General features: G+C 73.3%; 19 protein-coding genes. 9 read left to right on the forward strand and 10 right to left on the reverse strand.

Features of this window, described 5'->3' with window-relative positions:
* Window positions 1-103: 103 nt before the first annotated feature.
* The gene (locus ACLJPY_RS18250; protein ID WP_410589937.1) at window positions 104-283 is read right to left on the reverse strand and encodes a hypothetical protein; all 180 of its coding nucleotides are present in this window, start codon (window positions 281-283) and stop codon (window positions 104-106) included.
* 66 nt (window positions 284-349) lie between these two features.
* Here ACLJPY_RS18250 and ACLJPY_RS18255 point away from each other — a divergent pair, with 66 nt between their 5' ends.
* Entirely contained in the window at window positions 350-1,234 is an 885-nt protein-coding gene (locus ACLJPY_RS18255) for a LysR family transcriptional regulator ArgP (RefSeq protein ID WP_410589938.1), read from the forward strand.
* A 51-nt stretch (window positions 1,235-1,285) separates the two neighbouring features.
* Here ACLJPY_RS18255 and ACLJPY_RS18260 read toward each other — a convergent pair whose 3' ends face one another.
* Window positions 1,286-1,918, reverse strand: coding sequence for a TetR/AcrR family transcriptional regulator (locus tag ACLJPY_RS18260; RefSeq protein ID WP_410589940.1), 633 nt, complete (start codon window positions 1,916-1,918; stop codon window positions 1,286-1,288).
* Window positions 1,919-1,981: 63 nt separating this feature from the next.
* Here ACLJPY_RS18260 and ACLJPY_RS18265 point away from each other — a divergent pair, with 63 nt between their 5' ends.
* The gene (locus tag ACLJPY_RS18265) at window positions 1,982-3,496 is read left to right on the forward strand and encodes an FAD-dependent monooxygenase (protein ID WP_410589941.1); all 1,515 of its coding nucleotides are present in this window, start codon (window positions 1,982-1,984) and stop codon (window positions 3,494-3,496) included.
* A gap of 109 nt (window positions 3,497-3,605) precedes the next feature.
* Here the strand turns inward: ACLJPY_RS18265 and dmpG are convergent, their stop codons facing one another.
* From dmpG to ACLJPY_RS18280, 3 genes are all read right to left on the reverse strand, one after another.
* Window positions 3,606-4,652, reverse strand: coding sequence for a 4-hydroxy-2-oxovalerate aldolase (dmpG, locus tag ACLJPY_RS18270; protein WP_410589943.1), 1,047 nt, complete (start codon window positions 4,650-4,652; stop codon window positions 3,606-3,608).
* Window positions 4,649-5,548 carry an acetaldehyde dehydrogenase (acetylating) gene (locus tag ACLJPY_RS18275; RefSeq protein ID WP_410589944.1) on the reverse strand — a complete coding sequence of 300 codons (900 nt, stop codon included), beginning with the start codon at window positions 5,546-5,548 and terminating at the stop codon, window positions 4,649-4,651. Before ACLJPY_RS18275 ends, dmpG begins: the two co-directional genes overlap by 4 nt.
* Before the next feature lie 75 nt (window positions 5,549-5,623).
* Window positions 5,624-6,808 carry an MFS transporter gene (locus tag ACLJPY_RS18280; RefSeq protein ID WP_410589946.1) on the reverse strand — a complete coding sequence of 395 codons (1,185 nt, stop codon included), beginning with the start codon at window positions 6,806-6,808 and terminating at the stop codon, window positions 5,624-5,626.
* Window positions 6,809-6,953: 145 nt separating this feature from the next.
* On the opposite strand from ACLJPY_RS18280, the gene ACLJPY_RS18285 reads away from it, so the two are divergent.
* Window positions 6,954-7,169, forward strand: a complete 216-nt coding sequence (locus ACLJPY_RS18285; RefSeq protein ID WP_410589947.1) for a hypothetical protein — start codon at window positions 6,954-6,956, stop codon at window positions 7,167-7,169.
* Between the two features lie 181 nt (window positions 7,170-7,350).
* On the opposite strand, the gene ACLJPY_RS18290 is transcribed toward ACLJPY_RS18285, so the two are convergent.
* A complete protein-coding gene (locus ACLJPY_RS18290) occupies window positions 7,351-7,950 on the reverse strand; it encodes a helix-turn-helix domain-containing protein (RefSeq protein ID WP_410589949.1) in 600 nt (199 codons plus the stop codon).
* 18 nt (window positions 7,951-7,968) lie between these two features.
* On the opposite strand from ACLJPY_RS18290, the gene ACLJPY_RS18295 reads away from it, so the two are divergent.
* The gene (locus tag ACLJPY_RS18295; protein ID WP_410589950.1) at window positions 7,969-8,457 is read left to right on the forward strand and encodes a GNAT family N-acetyltransferase; all 489 of its coding nucleotides are present in this window, start codon (window positions 7,969-7,971) and stop codon (window positions 8,455-8,457) included.
* On the opposite strand, the gene ACLJPY_RS18300 is transcribed toward ACLJPY_RS18295, so the two are convergent.
* On the reverse strand, window positions 8,454-9,041 hold the full coding sequence (locus ACLJPY_RS18300) for a helix-turn-helix domain-containing protein (RefSeq protein WP_191306572.1): 588 nt from the start codon (window positions 9,039-9,041) through the stop codon (window positions 8,454-8,456). The genes ACLJPY_RS18295 and ACLJPY_RS18300 overlap by 4 nt on opposite strands.
* A gap of 77 nt (window positions 9,042-9,118) precedes the next feature.
* Here ACLJPY_RS18300 and ACLJPY_RS18305 point away from each other — a divergent pair, with 77 nt between their 5' ends.
* The 3 genes from ACLJPY_RS18305 (at window position 9,119) to ACLJPY_RS18315 (ending at window position 11,292) form a co-directional block, all read left to right on the forward strand.
* Window positions 9,119-10,060: an NAD(P)/FAD-dependent oxidoreductase gene (locus tag ACLJPY_RS18305; protein WP_410589951.1), complete on the forward strand. Its 942-nt coding sequence runs from the start codon at window positions 9,119-9,121 to the stop codon at window positions 10,058-10,060.
* A gap of 40 nt (window positions 10,061-10,100) precedes the next feature.
* Window positions 10,101-10,556 carry an oxidoreductase gene (locus ACLJPY_RS18310; RefSeq protein ID WP_410589952.1) on the forward strand — a complete coding sequence of 152 codons (456 nt, stop codon included), beginning with the start codon at window positions 10,101-10,103 and terminating at the stop codon, window positions 10,554-10,556.
* A 148-nt stretch (window positions 10,557-10,704) separates the two neighbouring features.
* A complete protein-coding gene (locus ACLJPY_RS18315) occupies window positions 10,705-11,292 on the forward strand; it encodes a TIGR03086 family metal-binding protein (protein WP_410589954.1) in 588 nt (195 codons plus the stop codon).
* A gap of 172 nt (window positions 11,293-11,464) precedes the next feature.
* Here the strand turns inward: ACLJPY_RS18315 and ACLJPY_RS18320 are convergent, their stop codons facing one another.
* Together ACLJPY_RS18320 and ACLJPY_RS18325 are read right to left on the reverse strand one after the other, a co-directional pair.
* Window positions 11,465-12,358: an NAD-dependent protein deacetylase gene (locus ACLJPY_RS18320; RefSeq protein ID WP_410589956.1), complete on the reverse strand. Its 894-nt coding sequence runs from the start codon at window positions 12,356-12,358 to the stop codon at window positions 11,465-11,467.
* Window positions 12,359-12,384: 26 nt separating this feature from the next.
* Window positions 12,385-13,332, reverse strand: a complete 948-nt coding sequence (locus ACLJPY_RS18325) for a DUF3800 domain-containing protein (RefSeq protein WP_410589957.1) — start codon at window positions 13,330-13,332, stop codon at window positions 12,385-12,387.
* Between the two features lie 81 nt (window positions 13,333-13,413).
* Between ACLJPY_RS18325 and ACLJPY_RS18330 the strand changes: the two genes are divergently transcribed.
* Both ACLJPY_RS18330 and ACLJPY_RS18335 read left to right on the forward strand, forming a co-directional pair.
* A complete protein-coding gene (locus tag ACLJPY_RS18330; RefSeq protein ID WP_410589958.1) occupies window positions 13,414-14,436 on the forward strand; it encodes an alpha/beta hydrolase in 1,023 nt (340 codons plus the stop codon).
* On the forward strand, window positions 14,436-15,296 hold the full coding sequence (locus ACLJPY_RS18335; protein WP_410589960.1) for an alpha/beta fold hydrolase: 861 nt from the start codon (window positions 14,436-14,438) through the stop codon (window positions 15,294-15,296). Before ACLJPY_RS18330 ends, ACLJPY_RS18335 begins: the two co-directional genes overlap by 1 nt.
* On the opposite strand, the gene ACLJPY_RS18340 is transcribed toward ACLJPY_RS18335, so the two are convergent.
* Window positions 15,254-15,595 carry a DoxX family protein gene (locus ACLJPY_RS18340; protein WP_410589961.1) on the reverse strand — a complete coding sequence of 114 codons (342 nt, stop codon included), beginning with the start codon at window positions 15,593-15,595 and terminating at the stop codon, window positions 15,254-15,256. The two genes, ACLJPY_RS18335 and ACLJPY_RS18340, sit on opposite strands and share 43 nt — an antisense overlap.
* Window positions 15,596-15,959 lie beyond the last annotated feature (364 nt).

Here is a 15,959-nt window from a genome sequence, read left to right on the forward strand (position 1 = left end):
CCGGTGTTCTCGATCTTCTTGGTCGTTGATCGATCTACCGGAGACCTCGCCTATTCGATCTCCGACACGCCGCACCGTCGGCACTGCTCAGCAACCTGGCTGGTCAGCACATCAAAACAGGCTCTAGTCCGATCAGGACGAGATCGGACACCGCACAGATGACGACCAGTGGCGCCACGACACCCCCGCGCAGGCCTTGTTGCAGCAGGAAGGCGTTCTGCGAGCCGATGGCGACGATCAGGGAAAGGCCGGTTCCGAAGCCGGCCAGCAGGAGTGGGAGCACCCTGTCACGGTAGGACCGCCCGACTGCATTACTCCAGCTAAAGATTCTTACGTAACATTAGCGCTCATGATGTCGGACCTCCCGCTCGACCAGGTCAAGACGCTCCTCGCCGTAGTGGACGAGCAAAGTTTCGACGCGGCCGCAGCGGTCCTGCACGTGACGCCGTCGGCGGTCAGCCAGCGGGTGAAGGCCCTCGAGCAGCGCACGGGCCGCGTCCTGCTGCTGCGCACCAAACCGATCCGGCTCACCTCGTCCGGGCAGGTCCTGGTCCGCTTCGCTCGGTCACTGGCCCAGCTGGAGCAGGACGCCCTCACGGAACTCGGCCTGGGTTCGTCGGTCCGGACGCTGTCGATCGCGGTGAACGCGGACTCCCTCGCGACCTGGTTCCTCCCGGCGCTTTCCGACCTCCCCGACTCCCTCGGCATCTGCTTCGACCTCCAGCGCGAAGACGAGGACCACACGGCGGCCCTTCTGCGCGAAGGCCTGGTGATGGCGGCGGTGACGACCGCACCCCAACCGGTCCAGGGCTGCACGTCCCACCGCCTCGGCCGCATGCGCTACCGAGCCATGGCCTCCCCGGCGTTCATCGAGCGCTGGCTGAGCAACGCGCCGATCGCGTCAGCCCTGCCGGCGTCCCCGGTGATCGTGTTCGACCGCAAGGACGACCTGCAGGACCGCTTTCTGCGCAGCCTGACCCGCCGCCGCAGCTTCACGCTGGTCCGCCACCACATCCCGGCCTCGGAGTCCTTCGTGGACGCCGTCGCGGCCGGCTTGGGCTGGGGCATGGTCCCGGAGATCCAGGCAGCCCCGCGCGGCGACGCCCTGGTGGACCTGGTCCCCGCCCGCCCGGTCGACGTACCGCTGCACTGGCAGCAGTGGAAGCTGGACTCCCCGGCCTTGGCCGCGGTGGCCGAAGCCGTAGCACGCGGGGCCAAGAAGGCTCTGCGCTGAGGAGCGCCACCGACGAGCCGGCGCTGCTCTGCTCCCGCCCTATCCGGGCGGTCACCCCCGCGCAGCGGGGAAGTCACCCACGCCTTCCTCCACCAGGTGGAAAGCCTGATCGATCACCTCGACCTGCTCCCGCCGGACCACCTCCGCGTCGTGGCCGGCGATGATCCGGCCCATCGCGTGCGCGAACACCGTCGTGATCGCCGTCGTCAGCAGGCCGGCCACCATGCGGGAGCGGAACTCCTCGCCCGACTCCTCCGTCAGGACCGCCGCGATCCCGTCCGCGATCTCGCGCTCCTGCTCGTACCAGCGCGCCATCAGCGCCGGGCTCGAGGTCAGCACCCACCAGAACCCGGGGCCGCCCGCGATCGCCCCGGACAGGGGGTGGCCCGAGGACAACAGCTCGTGCTGGTGGCGGCGCAGGGCCTCGCACGGCGACACGCCGGCCGGGCGCGACCGCACCACCGCGGTCAGCTCCGCCAGGCGGTCCGCGTGGCGGTCCAGGAACAGGTCCTCCTTGCGCGGGAAGTAGTTGAACACCGTCATCTTCGACACGCCCGCCGCTTCGGCGATCTCCGCCACCGTCACCTCCTCGAAGCCGCGCTCGATGAACAGGCCTGTGGCCACGTTGGAGATCAGCAGGCGGGTGGCCTGCTTCTTCCGCTCGCGCAGTCCGGGATCCGCCATGCGAAGAGTATAGACCGAGCTCAAAGTTTGACTCGGTAAAAGTTTCGGGGCATCATCGAACCCATGAACAGGGATGTGGTGATCTCCGGGGGCGGACCGGTCGGCTTGATGCTGGCCTGTGAACTGCGGCTGGCGGGCGTGGACGTGCTCGTCGTCGAACGGCTGCCCGAGCCGGACCAGACGATCAAGGCGGGGTCGGTCAACCTGACCACCGCCGAAGCCTTCTACCGGCGTGGCCTGCTGCCCGCGATGGACGCCGTCGTGCAGCAGAACTTCGCGCAGATCCAGAAGTTCCTCGAGTCCCGCGGCGGAGGCGGGCCGGCCGCCGTGCCCGTCGGGCACTTCGCCGGGATCATGGTCACCTCCACCGGCGTCGACTTCGACGATCCCGCCTTCCGGGACGCCGGGCCCGCCGGGCGGGTCGTCGTCATCCAGCAGCAGGCCGTCGAGGCGATCCTCGCCGAGCGCGCCGCCGAACTGGGGGTCGAGATCCGGCGCGGGGTCGAGCTCACCGGGTTCGACGCCGACGCCGACGGCGTCACCGTCCACCTCTCCGACGGCGAACCGGTCCGCGCCGGGTGGCTGGCCGGGGCCGACGGCGGCCGCAGCCGGGTGCGGAAGCTGGCCGGGTTCGCGTTCCCCGGTACCGATCCCGCCGTCACCGGGCGGCAGGCGATGGTCGAGCTGACCGGCGCCGACGCCCTGCCCGCCGGGTGGCAACACGGCTCCGGCGGCCTCTACGTCCACGGGCCGATGCCCGGCCGGATGCTCACCGTCGAGTTCGACGGGCCGCCGGCGGACCGGGACGCGCCGGTCACCGCGCAGGAGCTCGAAGACAGCTTCCGGCGCGTCACCGGTGCGGACATCCGGGTGACGAAGGTCCACAGCGCCACGCGCTTCACCGACAACGCGCGGCAGGCGAGCACCTACCGCGTGGGCCGCGTGCTGCTGGCCGGGGACGCGGCGCACGTCCACTCGCCCTTCGGCGGGCAGGGCCTCAACCTCGGCATCGGCGACGCCGTCAACCTGGGCTGGAAGCTCGCCGCGACCATCCAGGGCTGGGCACCCGCCGGTCTGCTCGACACCTACACGACCGAGCGTCACCCGATCGGCGAGTGGGTGCTCGAGTGGACCCGGGCGCAGGTCGCGCTGATGCGCAGCGACGTGCGGACCAAGGCGCTGCGCCAGGTCGTCGCCGACCTGCTGCACACCGGCGACGGCGCGACGTACCTGGCCAAGAAGCTCTCCGGCGTCCTGCACCGCTACCCGATCGACGGCGAGCACGACCTCACCGGCCGCGCCGCGCCCGACTTCGCCCTCGCCGACGGCACCCGGCTCGGCGAGCACCTCCACGACGGCAAGGCCCTCCTGCTCGACCTCGCCGACCACGGCGACCTGCGCGAGACGGCGAGCGGCTGGGCCGGGCACGTGAACGTGCTGACCGCGAAGTGCGACAGCGAACCGGCCCTGACCGGCGTGCTGGTCCGGCCGGACGGCTACATCGCCTGGGCGCGCGAGGACGGTTCGACAGCCGGGCTCGAAGCGGCACTGCGAGAGTGGTTCGGCGAACCCGCCTGACCCCGTGAGCGCCGGGCCGGGTCCGAAATGGACCAGCGAACGGCCCGGCGCCCCTGGGAACGGTTTGCCGAGGTGATCCACAGGTGCCGGGGCCACGTCGTCCGGTGGCCTACTCCCGCGCCGCCAGTTGCACCGCCACGTCGATGATCATGTCCTCCTGCCCGCCCACCAGCGCCAGTTCGCCGCAGCGGCGCAGGATCGCCTGCGCCGGGACGCCGTAGCGCTCCGCCGCGCGCTCGGCGTGCAGCAGGAAGCTCGAGTAGACCCCGGCCCAGCCCTGGACGATCGCGTTGCGGTCCAGCTTCGGCCAGCGGTGCAGGTACGGCCGCACCACCTCCTCGGCCGCGTCCAGCAGGCCGCCGACGTCGAGGCCCGTGTCGATGTCGAGGCGGTCGAACACCGCCGCCAGGACCTCCGTCGGCGAATTGCCCGCGCCGGCGCCGAGCGCGCACAGCGAGCCGTCGATGTACCGGACGCCCGCTTCGTAGGCCAGCACCGAGTTCGCGACGCCGAGCGAGAGGTTCTGGTGCCCGTGGTAGCCCACCCACGCCGTGTCGCCGACCTCGGCGACCAGCGCTTCGAACCGGGCACGGGCCTCGTGCATCAGCAACGCGCCCGCCGAATCCGTCACGTACGCCGCCTGGCAGCCCGCGTCGACCATGACCCGCGCCTGCTTCGCCAAGTCCTCCGGGGGTGTCCGGTGCGCCATCATCAGGAACCCGGCCGTCTCCATGCCGAGTTCGCGCGCCAGCCCGAAGTGCTGCGGCGAGACGTCGGCTTCGGTGCAGTGCGTCGCCACCCGGACCAGCCCCGCGCCCGCGTCGAACGCGCGCCGCAGGTCGTCGGCCGTGCCGATGCCCGGCACGAGCAGCACCGCGATCTTCGCCTGCTTCGCCTCCTCGCGCGCCGCCGCGATCAAGCGGAGCTCGTCGACGGCGGAAAAGCCGTAGGTGAACGACGAACCGCCGAGGCCGTCGCCGTGGGTCACCTCGATCACCTCGACGCCCGCGCGGTCGAGCGCGCGCACGGTGTCCCGCACCTGCCGCTCGGTGAAGCGGTGGGCCATCGCGTGGCTGCCGTCGCGCAACGTCGTGTCCACGATCCGGACGTCGTGGCGCAGTTCCGGGCGGCCCGTGAATCCCGCCGGCTCACTCATGCGGACACCTCCTGCTTCGCGCGCGCCACCAGCTCGCCGACGCGGGCGGCCGCGGCGGTCATGATGTCCAGGTTCCCGGCGTACTCGGGCAGGTAGTCGCCGTTGCCGCGGACCTCGAGGAAGATCCCGACCCGCCCGTTCCCGTCCCAGTCCTCGCGGGCGTCGTCGAACTGCGGGTCCGCGCGGAGCGCGTAGCCGGGCACGTACTTCCGCACTTCGCCGACCATCTCGTGGACGGACGCGGTGATGGCGTCGCGGTCGGCGTCGAGCGGTATCGCGCAGAACACCGTGTCGCGCATGATCATCGGCGGTTCGACCGGGTTGAGGATGATGATCGCCTTGCCGCGCCCGGCGCCGCCGATTTCGGCCACCGCCTGCGAAGTCGTCCGCGTGAACTCGTCGATGTTCGCCCGCGTTCCCGGGCCGGCCCCGCGCGAAGCGACCGAGGCGACGATCTCCGCGTACGGAACACTGGTGACGCGGGAAACGGCGTGCACCATCGGAATCGTCGCCTGGCCGCCGCAGGTGATCATCGAGACGTTCGGTGCGTCGAGGTGTGCACCCAGGTTCACCGGCGGGCACACCATCGGGCCGAGGTGCGCCGGGGTGAGGTCGATCGCCTGGATGCCGGCTTCCGCGTACCGCGGGGCGTTCACGGCGTGCGCCTTGGCCGAGGTCGCTTCGAACACCAGCTCCGGCCGGGGATCCTGGCGCAGCAGCCAGTCGACGCCTTCGGCCGACGCCGCGATCCCCTGCGCGCGGGCGCGCTCGAGGCCGTCCGACTCGACCACACCGACCACGTAACCGACTTCGATCACTTCACTGCGTCGCAGCTTCGCCAGCAGATCGGTGCCGATGTTGCCGGGGCCGACGATCGCCGCCATCACGGGAGCCATGGCCCGACCGTCGCACCACCGCGGCCGGACGGCACAGCCTCGCGTTCCGACCAGCGGAACGTCCACCGTCGGCACCTACTTCGCCGGGCCCGGCTCGCCGGTTCCCGCCGAAGACCGGCTGCTCGACGTGGTCCGGCCCGCGTTTCGGCGGGCGCCCTGAACCACCACCGCGGCCAGGACGGCGACCACTCCCCCGCAGGTCATGACGGCCGGGACCGACACCGCGTCCACCACGAAGCCGCCGGCCAGCGCGCCGGTGGAGAGGGTGGCCTGGAAGGACGCCGTGAACAACACGGTCGCCGCCTCGGGCGCGTCCGGGGCCGCGCGGGCGAACCAGGCCTGCGAGCAGGCCGGCACCGCGCCGTACGCCACGCCCCACGCCACCAGCAGCACGAGCGCCCCGATCGGCCCCGCGTGCGGCAGGGCGAAGACCGCCGCCGCGATCACCGCCGCGGCCGCCGCGAGACCCGCGCGGTACCGCGCCGCCAGGAAGGTCCCCGCGATCCCGGCGACGCCGTACGCCAGGAGGTAGCCGCTGAGCAGCTGCGGCCGGACGACGTCCCGCAGCAACGGGGTGACGTAGGTGTAGGTGCCGAAGTGCGCCAGGACGACCAGGAACGTCACGAGCAGTCCACTTCGGACGCCGCGGCGCCGCAGCAGTCCACTCAGGACTGCCGGCCGGGTGGCCTCCGCCGGCGGCAACGGCGGTGTGAGGAGCAGGAGGGCGACGGCGGTCCCGAAGCTCAGCACGCCCAGCAGGAGGAACGCCGTCCGCCAGCCCGCGAGCTGCCCGGCCAGGGTGCCCAGCGGCACGCCGAGCACCGAACCGAGCGGGACGGCCGCAAAGATCACCGAGGTCGCCCGCGCGGCGGCCGCCGTCCCGACGAGCCGCGGCGCCAGGCCGGCGCCGACGGACCAGAAGCCGCCGATGACGACGCCGACGAGGAACCGCCCCGCCAGCAGCACCCAGAACGCGGGCGCGGCCGCGGTGAGGAAGCCGGCGGCGGCGAGCAGGACCATGAGGGCGGCCAGCACCAGCCGCCGGTCGAGCCGCCCGGCCGCGACGGTCACCACGGGCGCGGCGACGGCGGCGACGAAGCCGGGCACGGTCATCGTCACCCCGGCGGTGCCCGTCGAGACGCCGAACTCGGCCCCGATCGGCGTCAGCAGCCCGATCGGCAGGATTTCGACGGTGACGATGGCGAAGATCCCGACGGTGACGGCGAAGACGGCCGGCCACCGCGGCGCTGGTGTGATCATGCGGCCCAGTGAACCGGCGGCACAGCCCGGCGGCTGGCAGCTTTGCGACGGCTCGATCGCCGCCCGGGGTCACGGCGGATTTCCGCCGGTTTGATCGACTCGGGATCGGGGCAACTCCGGAATGCACCCGATCGAGGAGGTTTCGATGTCCGAACGGCGTTGGCACTTCATCCCGGCCACGGTGTCGCTGTGCTGGGTCTACCTGGGCGTGGGCGCGGTCCTGCTCGTCTCGAGCATCCTCACCCTGACCGGCACCGACGGCCGGGCGCCGGTCCTGACCGTGATCGCCGCGGTGGCGGCGGTGGCCCTGATCGCGGTCGCGGCGGTGGGCTTGGCCCGGCCGAAACTGCGCGGCCGCTGATCCGGCCCAGCTCATTGGTGAACGGCGTTACCTGGCCGGGTCCCCGCACTCGCGGGACCCGGCCGGCTGCGTCACAGCTCCTCGGCTTCCGACGGCGGATCGAGAATGCGCTTTCAGCTCAGAGCAAGTGCTCGGCTGAGTCGAGCTCGTCCCCGCCCGCAGGCGAGGACGAGCCCGATCTTCAGTCCAGCACCTCGCGCACGGTGCCCACGGCGACCGTCTCCCGCGGCCGCATGATCAACGCGGCAACGTGGTACACACAGGAGTTCCCGCCGCGGTTCGCGTACGAATGCCTTGCGTCGGCGGGGAAGTACACCGAATCGCCCGCCGCGAGGACGTACTCGCTCTCGTCGACGCCCAGGGTCAGCTCGCCCGACTCGACGACGACGAATTCGTGCGAACCCGGGGCGTACGCCGGGAACGCGCCCGCGTCGCAGCCCGGCGGCAGCGTCGTGCGGATCCATTCGAAGTTGACCCCCGGCACCACCGGGGTCAGGACCGTACGGTGCCAGCCGCCGGGTTCGGCGATGTGCTCCTGCTCCGCCGCGCGCCGGACGAGCACGCGGTCGTGCTCCAGGTCGGCGAGCAACCGCGACGCCGACAGCCCGAGACCGTCGGCGATCCGGGACAGCACCACCACCGTCGGCGTCTTCTCGCCGCGCTCGATCGCCGACAGCATGCTGACGCTGACCCCCGCCTGCCGGGCCAGCGCCGTCAGCGCGAGGCCCCGATCCGCCCGGAGGGCGTGCAGACGACGGCCGAGCGACCCCGGATCAATCATTCCTCTATGATACGTCCTATGTCCACTATAGCGGAAGCGACCGAGGCCGACGCCGAAGGCATCGCGGCCGTCTTCGCGCCGTACGTCACCGGCTCCGTCGTCACGTTCGAGACCACGCCGCCGACCGCGGCCCAGTGGCGCACGAAGATCCGCGAAAGCGCGTGGCCCTTCCTCGTCCTCCGCGAAGAAGACGAGGTCCTCGGTTACGCGCTGGCCACGCCCTGGCGGCCGAAGCCGGCGTACCGGTACTCGGTGGAGACGACGATCTACCTCGCGCCCGGAGCCGCCGGCCGCGGCCACGGGCGGCGGCTGCTCGGCGAACTGCTGGCGCGGTGCGCGAAAGCCGGGGCGCGGCAGGCGATCGCGGTCGTCGTCGACTCCGGCAACCCGGCGTCACGGCGGCTGCACACCTCAGCGGGCTTCACCGAAGCGGGCGTGCTGCGCCGCGTCGGGTTCAAGCACGACCGCTGGCTCGACACCCTCCTGCTGCAGCGCCACCTGGCCTAACGCGACTTCGCCCGCAGGTGCAGCCGCTCCCCCTGTTTCCCGAACAGGCTGAGGATCTCCGCCGGACGGCCGCCGACCGCGCCGAACCAGTGCGGCAGCCGGGTGTCGAACTCCGCCGCCTCCCCCGGCCCCAGCGTCATGTCCCGGTCGGCCAGGATCAGGCGCAGCCGGCCCGAAAGCACGTACAGCCACTCGTACCCCTCGTGGACCTGGGGATCGGGTTCGCCCGTCTCCGGCTCCAGGATCATCTTGAACGCCTGCGGCGCGCCCGGCTGGCGGGTCAGCGGCAGCACCGTCATCGTCGCGCCGTTGTGGCGCGGGATGCGGCGCGCGGTCAGCCGGACCCGCGGGTCGCCCACCTCCGGCGCGCCGACCAGCTCGTCCAGCGGCACCTGGTGGGCCTGGGCGATCGGCAGCAGCAGCTCCAGGCTCGGCTTCCGCTGACCGGACTCCAGCCGCGAGAGCGTGCTCTTCGAGATGCCCGTCGCCGCGGAGAGGTCGGCCAGCGTGACCCGCCGCTGGGTGCGGACCCGCTTGAGCCGGGGGCCGACCTCGGCCAGGGCCTGGGTGATCGCGTCGGTCATGCCTCCAGCAAACCCGCTTGTCCCGGAATCGGCAACAGAAGTTGTCGGATTCGCGAACCACCGGCCAGGGTGGCGGCATGAGCGAAAACAACAGCTTCGACGTACTGGTGGTGGGTGGCGGCGCCGCGGGACTCAGCGCCGCCCTGATGCTCGGCCGCGCGCGGCGGCGGGTTGCGGTCGTCGACGCCCGGACCCCGCGCAACGCCCCGGCGTCGCACATGCACGGCTTCCTCTCGCGCGACGGCCTGCCACCGTCCGAACTCCTCGAAATCGGCCGGGACGAACTGCGCGGCTACGGCGTGGAACTGCTCGAGGACCGGGTGACCCGGCTCGTCCCGGGCTTCACGGCCGAGCTGGCCGGCGGCCGCGTGCTGACCGCGCGGCGCGTCCTGGTCGCCACCGGCGTCCACGACGAGCTGCCGGACCTCCCCGGCCTGCGGGAAAGCTGGGGCACGGACGCGGTCACCTGCCCCTACTGCCACGGCTACGAAGTCCGCGACCAGCCCCTCGGCGTCCTCGGCACCCAGCCGGAGAGCGTCGAGCACGCCCTGCTGGTCCGCCAGTGGTCGCCGGACGTCGTGTACTTCCCGCACACCGAGCCGGTGTCCGAAGCGGACCGCGACCGGCTCGACGCGCGCGGGATCCGCGTCGTCGACGGCGTGGTGACCGCGGTCCGGCGCGAGGGCGGCCGCCTCACCGGCGTCGAGCTCGGCGCCCGGTTCGTGCCGCGGACGGCGCTGTTCCTCCGCACCCGGACGGTCCCGCACGACGAGCTGCTGCGCGACCTCGGCCACGTCGAGGGCGAGGTCGACGCGTCCGGGAAGACGGGCGTGCCGGGGGTGTGGGCCGCGGGCAACGTCGTCGACGCGCGGGCGACGGTGATCATCGCCGCCGCCCAGGGCGCGGCCGCCGCCGGCGCGCTCAACCACGACCTCGTCACCGAGGACGTCCGGCGGGCGGTCGACGCGCTCGGCGGCTTCTCCCCCGCGGCGGAACGCGCCGCGGCCGGAGCGCGCTGACGTCCTGGCGCCCGGCCGCCCGGCGTGCCAGGCTCGGCGGATGCGTCCGACGCTGTACGAATTCGCCGGTGGCGAGCCCGCGTTCCGCGCGTTGGCCGCCGCCCACCACGAGCGCTGCCTGGCCGACCCGGAGCTGAACCACCCGTTCTCGAAGCCCGATCAGCACCCGCAGCACGTCGAGCGGCTCGCCTGGTACTGGGCCGAGGTCATGGGCGGGCCGCCGCGGTTCTCCGCGGAGTGCAGCGACCACTCGGCGATGCTGCGGATGCACGCCGGCAACGGCGACATCAGCGACCTCGGCCGCCGGTTCGTGGCGTGCTTCGCAGCGGCGGCGGACGACGCCGGCCTGCCCGCCGACCCCGAGTTCCGCGCGGTGCTGCGGTCTTACATGGAGTGGGCGGTGGCCGAGGTGCTCGTCTACCGCGGGCCGCCCGCCGAGGTCCCCGCGAGGCTGCCCGTGCCGCGCTGGTCGTGGAACGGGTTGCAGCCGTTGTAACGACGAGGGCGCCCGCCGCGTCTTGCGGATGACGACCGGCTGTGGAGGTCCGTCGCCAGAGCCGGTCCGGACGGGTTCCCCCCACCCGCCCGGACCGGCTCGTCGACGAGGTCCGATATCCGCCCGGGACCGGACGAACCTGGTGGTCATGCTCCTCGATCGCTACCTCCTCGCGTCCCGGCGTTTCGAGCACCACCTGCGCGCGGTGCCACCGGACGGCTGGAACGCGCCGACGCCGTGCAGCGAATGGGACGTCCGGGCGCTGGTCAACCACATGACCCGAGGCAACCTCAACTACGTCGGCCTCCTCCACGGCGCAACGCGCGAGGAATTCCTGGCCCGCCGCGACGAAGACGCCCTCGGCGACGACCCGGTAGCGGCGTTCACCGAGTCGGTCCGCGCGTGTGCGGCCGCCTTCGCCGGGGAAGGGGCGCTGGACCGGGTCGTCGACTACCCGCTCGGCGAGCTCACCGGACGGCGGGCGCTGGCCGTGCGCACGACCGACAGCGTCGTGCACACGTGGGACCTCGCCCGCGCGCTCGGAGCCGACGAAACCCTGGACCCCGACCTGGTCGCGTGGATCGACGAGGCGTACGACTCGATCTTCGCGGGGCTCGCGCTGGGGCCGGGGGTGTTCGCCGAGCCACCGCCTGCCGCGGCCGGTGCGTCGCGGCAGGACCAGGTGCTCATGCGGTTCGGCCGCGACCCCCGCCCGGCCAGTCGACCGGCTCGGTGAGCTCGCCCCGCGTGGAGTGATTCACACCGGAGACCCCCGCCGTGGCCGCGCGTCCGGCAGGATCGGCTGCTCAGGCGGTTCGGTCGCGACCGGCGCCCCAAGGCCGCCTTGGGTGCGCTGGGCGGCCGCGACGCGAGCAGCGCCCGAGACCCCGCCGTGCCGGACCAGGTGCTCAGGCGGTTCGGCCGCGACCCCCGGCCAGCCGCCCGACCAGCTCCGTCAGCGCCGGTCCCAGCGGCCGGTCGACCCGCACCGCCGCATACCGGTCTCCGCGGGTCTCACCGCGGTTGACGATCAACACCGGCTTGCCCGTCTTGGCCGCGTGGCGGACGAACCGCAAGCCCGACATCACCGTCAGGGACGAGCCGAGCACCAGCAGCGCCGCCGCGGCGTCGACCAGGCCGTAGCACTGCTCGACCCGGGGCCGTGGGACGTTCTCCCCGAAGAACACGACGTCCGGCTTGAGGACGCCCGCGCACGCCGGGCACGCCACCGGCCGGAACCGGCGCACGACGTCCTCGGGCAGCTCGACGTCGCCGTCGGGGTTGATGCGCGTGGCCGCGCCCGCGAAACCGGGGTTCGCCGCCCGCAGCCGCCGGTCGAGCTCCGCGCGCGGGCTCGTGCGGCGGCAGTCCAGGCAGATGACGCGGTTTAGGCTGCCGTGCAGCTCGACGGCGTCCGCGGTGCCTGCCGCCTGGTGCAGGCCGTCGACGTTCTGCGTGATGACGCCGGAGACGTACCCGGCCTCGCGCAGGGCGGCCACCGCGCGGTGGCCGTCGTTGGGATCGGCACGCGCGATCGTGCGCCAGCCCAGGTGGCTGCGCGCCCAGTACCGCTGCCGCCCCTGCGCGCTGGTCACGAACTCGTCGTAGGTCATCGGCGTGTGCCGGCGCAGGCTGCCGGTTTCCCCGCGGTAGTCGGGGATCCCGGATTCGGTGGACAGCCCGGCCCCGCTGAGCACGGCCACGCGGCCGCGCGCGACGACGTCGGTCAGCTCGTCGAGGCTGGACGTCCGCGGCAGCGGCGCGTCCGCCGAAGTCCAGGACAGGGTGGGCCGGGTCCGCACCAGGCCAGCGTACGTGGCCGGAGCCGTCAGCCGCCGTCCCGCTCGGGGCCGGGCAGCAGCGAACCCGTCCCGTCCCACACCGAGCCGGCGTCCACGAACGACCTCAGCAGCGACGTCAGCCGCGGGTCGCCGCGGCCGTTGAGGTCGTCGGAGGCGATCCGGCGGGCCACGCCGGCCAGGAAGTCGGCGATCTGGACCCGCGCGTCGGCCCGGGAGTCGACGAAGCGCACGTCCGCCAGGCGGGGGCCGAGGGTGGCCTTGAGCTGCAGCACGCGCTCGGGTGTCAGGGCCAGCTGCTCGTCGTGCACCAGGGCGACCGGGGTGCCGCCGTCGCTGAAGTGCCGGACGGTGTGGAGCACCGCGGGCACCAGCGGGTCCAGCACCGGTACCAGCCCCGGATCGCCCGCCAGGCGGGCCCGGTAGGCGGCCACCCGCTCGACGCCGCCGCGGAAGCGGCCCACGATCTCGCCGGCTTCGCCGGGAACCCGGGCGAGGTCCTCGACCATGGCGAAGAACTCCGGCGGCGACGTCGTGACGCCGCGGCGGGGCCGCAGCCGCACCACGCTGGTGAACGCGGTCAGGAAGAACGCCCAGCGCGCCGCGCCGAACGCCGCCGGGCCGTCGCGGTGGAGCGTGCGGGCCATCGCCTCCGTGCCGGGCTCGGCCAGCAGGGTGACCGCGGCGCGCACGGCGAAGAACGTCTTGCCGGTCAGGTGCACGTGGCCGCGGCCGGCCAGCGGGCCGTCCGGGACGAGCAGCCGTTCGAGCACCGCGCGGTGCTTGGCGCGCAGCAGGTGGTTGGCTTTGTACTCCTCGGCGGGCGAGCCGATGCGGGCGCGGATCTCCCGCACGCACGCGGCCGCCTCGGCTTCGGACATCCGCACGCCGGCGTGGGCGAAGACGTCCGTCTCGCCGCCGATGAGGTTCTCGCCCTCCGAGCCCGACTCGTCGCAGGCGATCTCGACCGGGCGCACACACCGATCGTGCCAGAGCGCGCCGGGCGCGGGCGATCGGATTCCCGGCCGCGGCGGTGACCGCCGTGGTTGACTGGGCCCATGCTGCCCTGGGACGGCGACCTCGCCGGACGACTCGACCGGCACACCCTGACTTCGGCGCTGCTGCGCGGCAATCCGCTCGGTGATCCGCACGAACGCCCGCTGTGGGTGTACGTCCCGCCCGGCTACGACGACGGCGACCGGCGCTACCCGGCGGTGTACGTGATCCAGGGGTACACCGGGCACCTCACGATGTGGGCCAACCGGACCCCGTTCCGGCAGCCGTTCGTGGAGACGGCCGACGCCGTCTTCGCCGGCGGTGCGCCGGGGTGCGTCGTGGTCTACGTCGACGCGTGGACCGCCTACGGCGGTTCCCAGTTCGTCGATTCGCCGGGCACCGGCCGCTACCACTCGTACCTGTGCGACGAAGTCGTGCCGTGGGTCGACGAGCACTACCGGACGCTGCCCGACCGCAACTCCCGCGCGATCGCGGGCAAGTCGTCGGGCGGGTTCGGCGCGATGATCACGCCGATGCTGCGGCCGGACCTGTTCGGCGCGCTCGCGACCCACGCGGGTGACGCGCAGTACGAGCTGTCCTACGTGCCCGACTTCGGCAAGGCGGTCCGCGCGCTGCGGGCGTACGACCAGGACATCCAGGCGTGGTGGGCGGACTTCCGGAGCCGGACGGCGTTCACCAAGCCCGAAGACGCGATACTGCTGACGGTGCTCGGCGTCTCGGCGTGCTTCTCGCCCCGGGCGGACGGGACGCCGGAGCTGCCGTTCGACCCGCTGACCGGGACGCTGCGGCCGGAGCAGTGGCAGCGCTGGCTGGACTGGGACCCGGTCCGGATGGTGGCGGGCCACGCGGAGGCGGTCCGGTCGCTGCGCGCGGTCTGGATCGACGCGGGCACGAGCGACGAGTACTTCCTCGACATCGGCGCGGAGGCGTTCCGGGCCGAGGTGGCCCGGGCCGGCCTGCCGGACGAGCGCGTCCACTTCGAGCTGTTCGACGCCGGCCACGGCGCCATCGAGTACCGGTACCCGCTTTCGCTGGCCTGGCTCGCGCAGCGGCTGGCCCGTTGATGGTCACCGAAACCGAACTGGCGCTGCCCGGCGGGCGCACGCTGCACGTTTACGACACCGGCGCCGGGCTCCCCGTCTTCTGGCACCACGGGACCCCCAACACCGGGGCGCCGCCTCGCCCGCTGCTGCCGCTCGCCGCGGAGCTCGGGGTGCGGTTCGTGTCCTTCGACCGGCCCGGCTACCGCACCTCGACCCCGGTACCGGGGCGGACCGTCGGGAACGCCGCCGAATGCGTCGCCGCCGTCGCCGATGCGCTGGGGATCGGCGAGTTCGCGCTGATGGGGCACTCGGGCGGCAGCTCGCACGCCCTGGCCTGCGCCGCCCTGCTGCCGGAGCGGGTCCTCGCCGTCGCGAGCCTGGCCGCCGTCGCGCCGTTCGACGCCGCCGGGCTCGACTGGTTCGGGGGCATGGCCGCCGCGAGTGCCGCCTCGCTGCGGGCCGCCACCGAAGGGCGCGCGGCCAAGGAAAAGCACGAAGCCGCCGCCGAGTTCGACCCCGACGTCTTCACCGCCGCCGACATGGCCGCGCTCACCGCTTCGTGGTCGTGGCTGGACGAGGTCGTCCGCGCGGCGCTCGCGCACGGGCCCGGCGGGCTGATCGACGACGACCTCGCCTACGTCACGCCGTGGGGCGCCGACCCCGCGCGGATCACCGCGCCCGTCCTGCTCGTCCACGGCGAACAGGACCGGATGGTCCCCGCCGCGCACAGCGCGTGGCTCGCCGGACAGTGCCCACGAGCCGAGTACCGGCCGGTACCCGGCGCGGGCCACCTGTCCGTGCTGGACCACGCCGCCGACGCGCTCACCTGGCTCGCCGCTCAAGGCAGGAGGGCCAGCGAAGCGACCACCGGCGCCAGGTAGAGCAGCGGGAAGACCAGGTGCCCGTACGACCGGGCCCGGGCCACGGTGACGAGCGCGCCGGTGAAGTACAGGACGAGGCCGATCGCCGCGGCGATCCCGATCGGGGTCCAGAAGAGCCCGGCGACCAGGCCGGCCGCGCCGGCCGCCTTGGCCGTGCCGAGCAGGTTCCACCACGACCGGGGCACGCCGTACTCGGTGATCGGCTCGACGACCCACTTCGCGCGGGCGAACATCGAGACGGCCGAGAAGCCGACCCAGGCCGCGGCGGCGATGGTGACGATCAGGTGGGCGGTGTGCATCGGGGCTCCCCGGGATCCGCGGCCCCCGGGCTGGGGGTCCGTCACCCGCACGACTCCCGGGCCGGGGCCGATGTGACAACCCTGGGTGTGACGGCTGTCACGGCAGCCCGAAGTCCCGCGGATGGTCTCGGTCAGCGCCGGCCGATTGCCTTCGCGACCCCAGGGCGGAGCAGGCCGCAGCTCGCCCCGCAGGTCCCGGGGGAAGCGGCGGTCCTCGGGCAGCGCGCGGGACGTCCACCAGCGTGGTGTGGCCGATGAGGGCGCACAGCATCGTCACCGCACCCGGCACGTCGTCGATCGCGTGCTCGGCCGCCGCTTCGCCGTAGCGCACCCACCGGCCGCGCTCGCCCGCCTGACGTGCGTG

Source organism: Amycolatopsis sp. lyj-23 (genome assembly GCF_046549135.1).
In the GTDB taxonomy this organism is placed as follows: Bacteria; Actinomycetota; Actinomycetes; order Mycobacteriales; family Pseudonocardiaceae; genus Amycolatopsis.

What these genes read in the sequence shown, in the direction of transcription:
- ACLJPY_RS18330 (WP_410589958.1), top strand. Translation starts at nt 13,414, where the DNA reads ATGCTGCCCTGGGACGGCGACCTCGCCGGACGACTCGACCGGCACACC.
- ACLJPY_RS18265 (WP_410589941.1), top strand. Translation starts at nt 1,982, where the DNA reads ATGAACAGGGATGTGGTGATCTCCGGGGGCGGACCGGTCGGCTTGATG.
- ACLJPY_RS18310 (WP_410589952.1), top strand. Translation starts at nt 10,101, where the DNA reads ATGCGTCCGACGCTGTACGAATTCGCCGGTGGCGAGCCCGCGTTCCGC.
- ACLJPY_RS18280 (WP_410589946.1), bottom strand. Translation starts at nt 6,808, where the DNA reads ATGATCACACCAGCGCCGCGGTGGCCGGCCGTCTTCGCCGTCACCGTC.
- ACLJPY_RS18335 (WP_410589960.1), top strand. Translation starts at nt 14,436, where the DNA reads ATGGTCACCGAAACCGAACTGGCGCTGCCCGGCGGGCGCACGCTGCAC.
- ACLJPY_RS18315 (WP_410589954.1), top strand. Translation starts at nt 10,705, where the DNA reads ATGCTCCTCGATCGCTACCTCCTCGCGTCCCGGCGTTTCGAGCACCAC.
- ACLJPY_RS18305 (WP_410589951.1), top strand. Translation starts at nt 9,119, where the DNA reads ATGAGCGAAAACAACAGCTTCGACGTACTGGTGGTGGGTGGCGGCGCC.
- ACLJPY_RS18295 (WP_410589950.1), top strand. Translation starts at nt 7,969, where the DNA reads ATGTCCACTATAGCGGAAGCGACCGAGGCCGACGCCGAAGGCATCGCG.
- ACLJPY_RS18290 (WP_410589949.1), bottom strand. Translation starts at nt 7,950, where the DNA reads ATGATTGATCCGGGGTCGCTCGGCCGTCGTCTGCACGCCCTCCGGGCG.
- ACLJPY_RS18285 (WP_410589947.1), top strand. Translation starts at nt 6,954, where the DNA reads ATGTCCGAACGGCGTTGGCACTTCATCCCGGCCACGGTGTCGCTGTGC.
- ACLJPY_RS18300 (WP_191306572.1), bottom strand. Translation starts at nt 9,041, where the DNA reads ATGACCGACGCGATCACCCAGGCCCTGGCCGAGGTCGGCCCCCGGCTC.
- ACLJPY_RS18340 (WP_410589961.1), bottom strand. Translation starts at nt 15,595, where the DNA reads ATGCACACCGCCCACCTGATCGTCACCATCGCCGCCGCGGCCTGGGTC.
- dmpG (WP_410589943.1), bottom strand. Translation starts at nt 4,652, where the DNA reads ATGAGTGAGCCGGCGGGATTCACGGGCCGCCCGGAACTGCGCCACGAC.
- ACLJPY_RS18260 (WP_410589940.1), bottom strand. Translation starts at nt 1,918, where the DNA reads ATGGCGGATCCCGGACTGCGCGAGCGGAAGAAGCAGGCCACCCGCCTG.
- ACLJPY_RS18255 (WP_410589938.1), top strand. Translation starts at nt 350, where the DNA reads ATGATGTCGGACCTCCCGCTCGACCAGGTCAAGACGCTCCTCGCCGTA.
- ACLJPY_RS18275 (WP_410589944.1), bottom strand. Translation starts at nt 5,548, where the DNA reads ATGGCTCCCGTGATGGCGGCGATCGTCGGCCCCGGCAACATCGGCACC.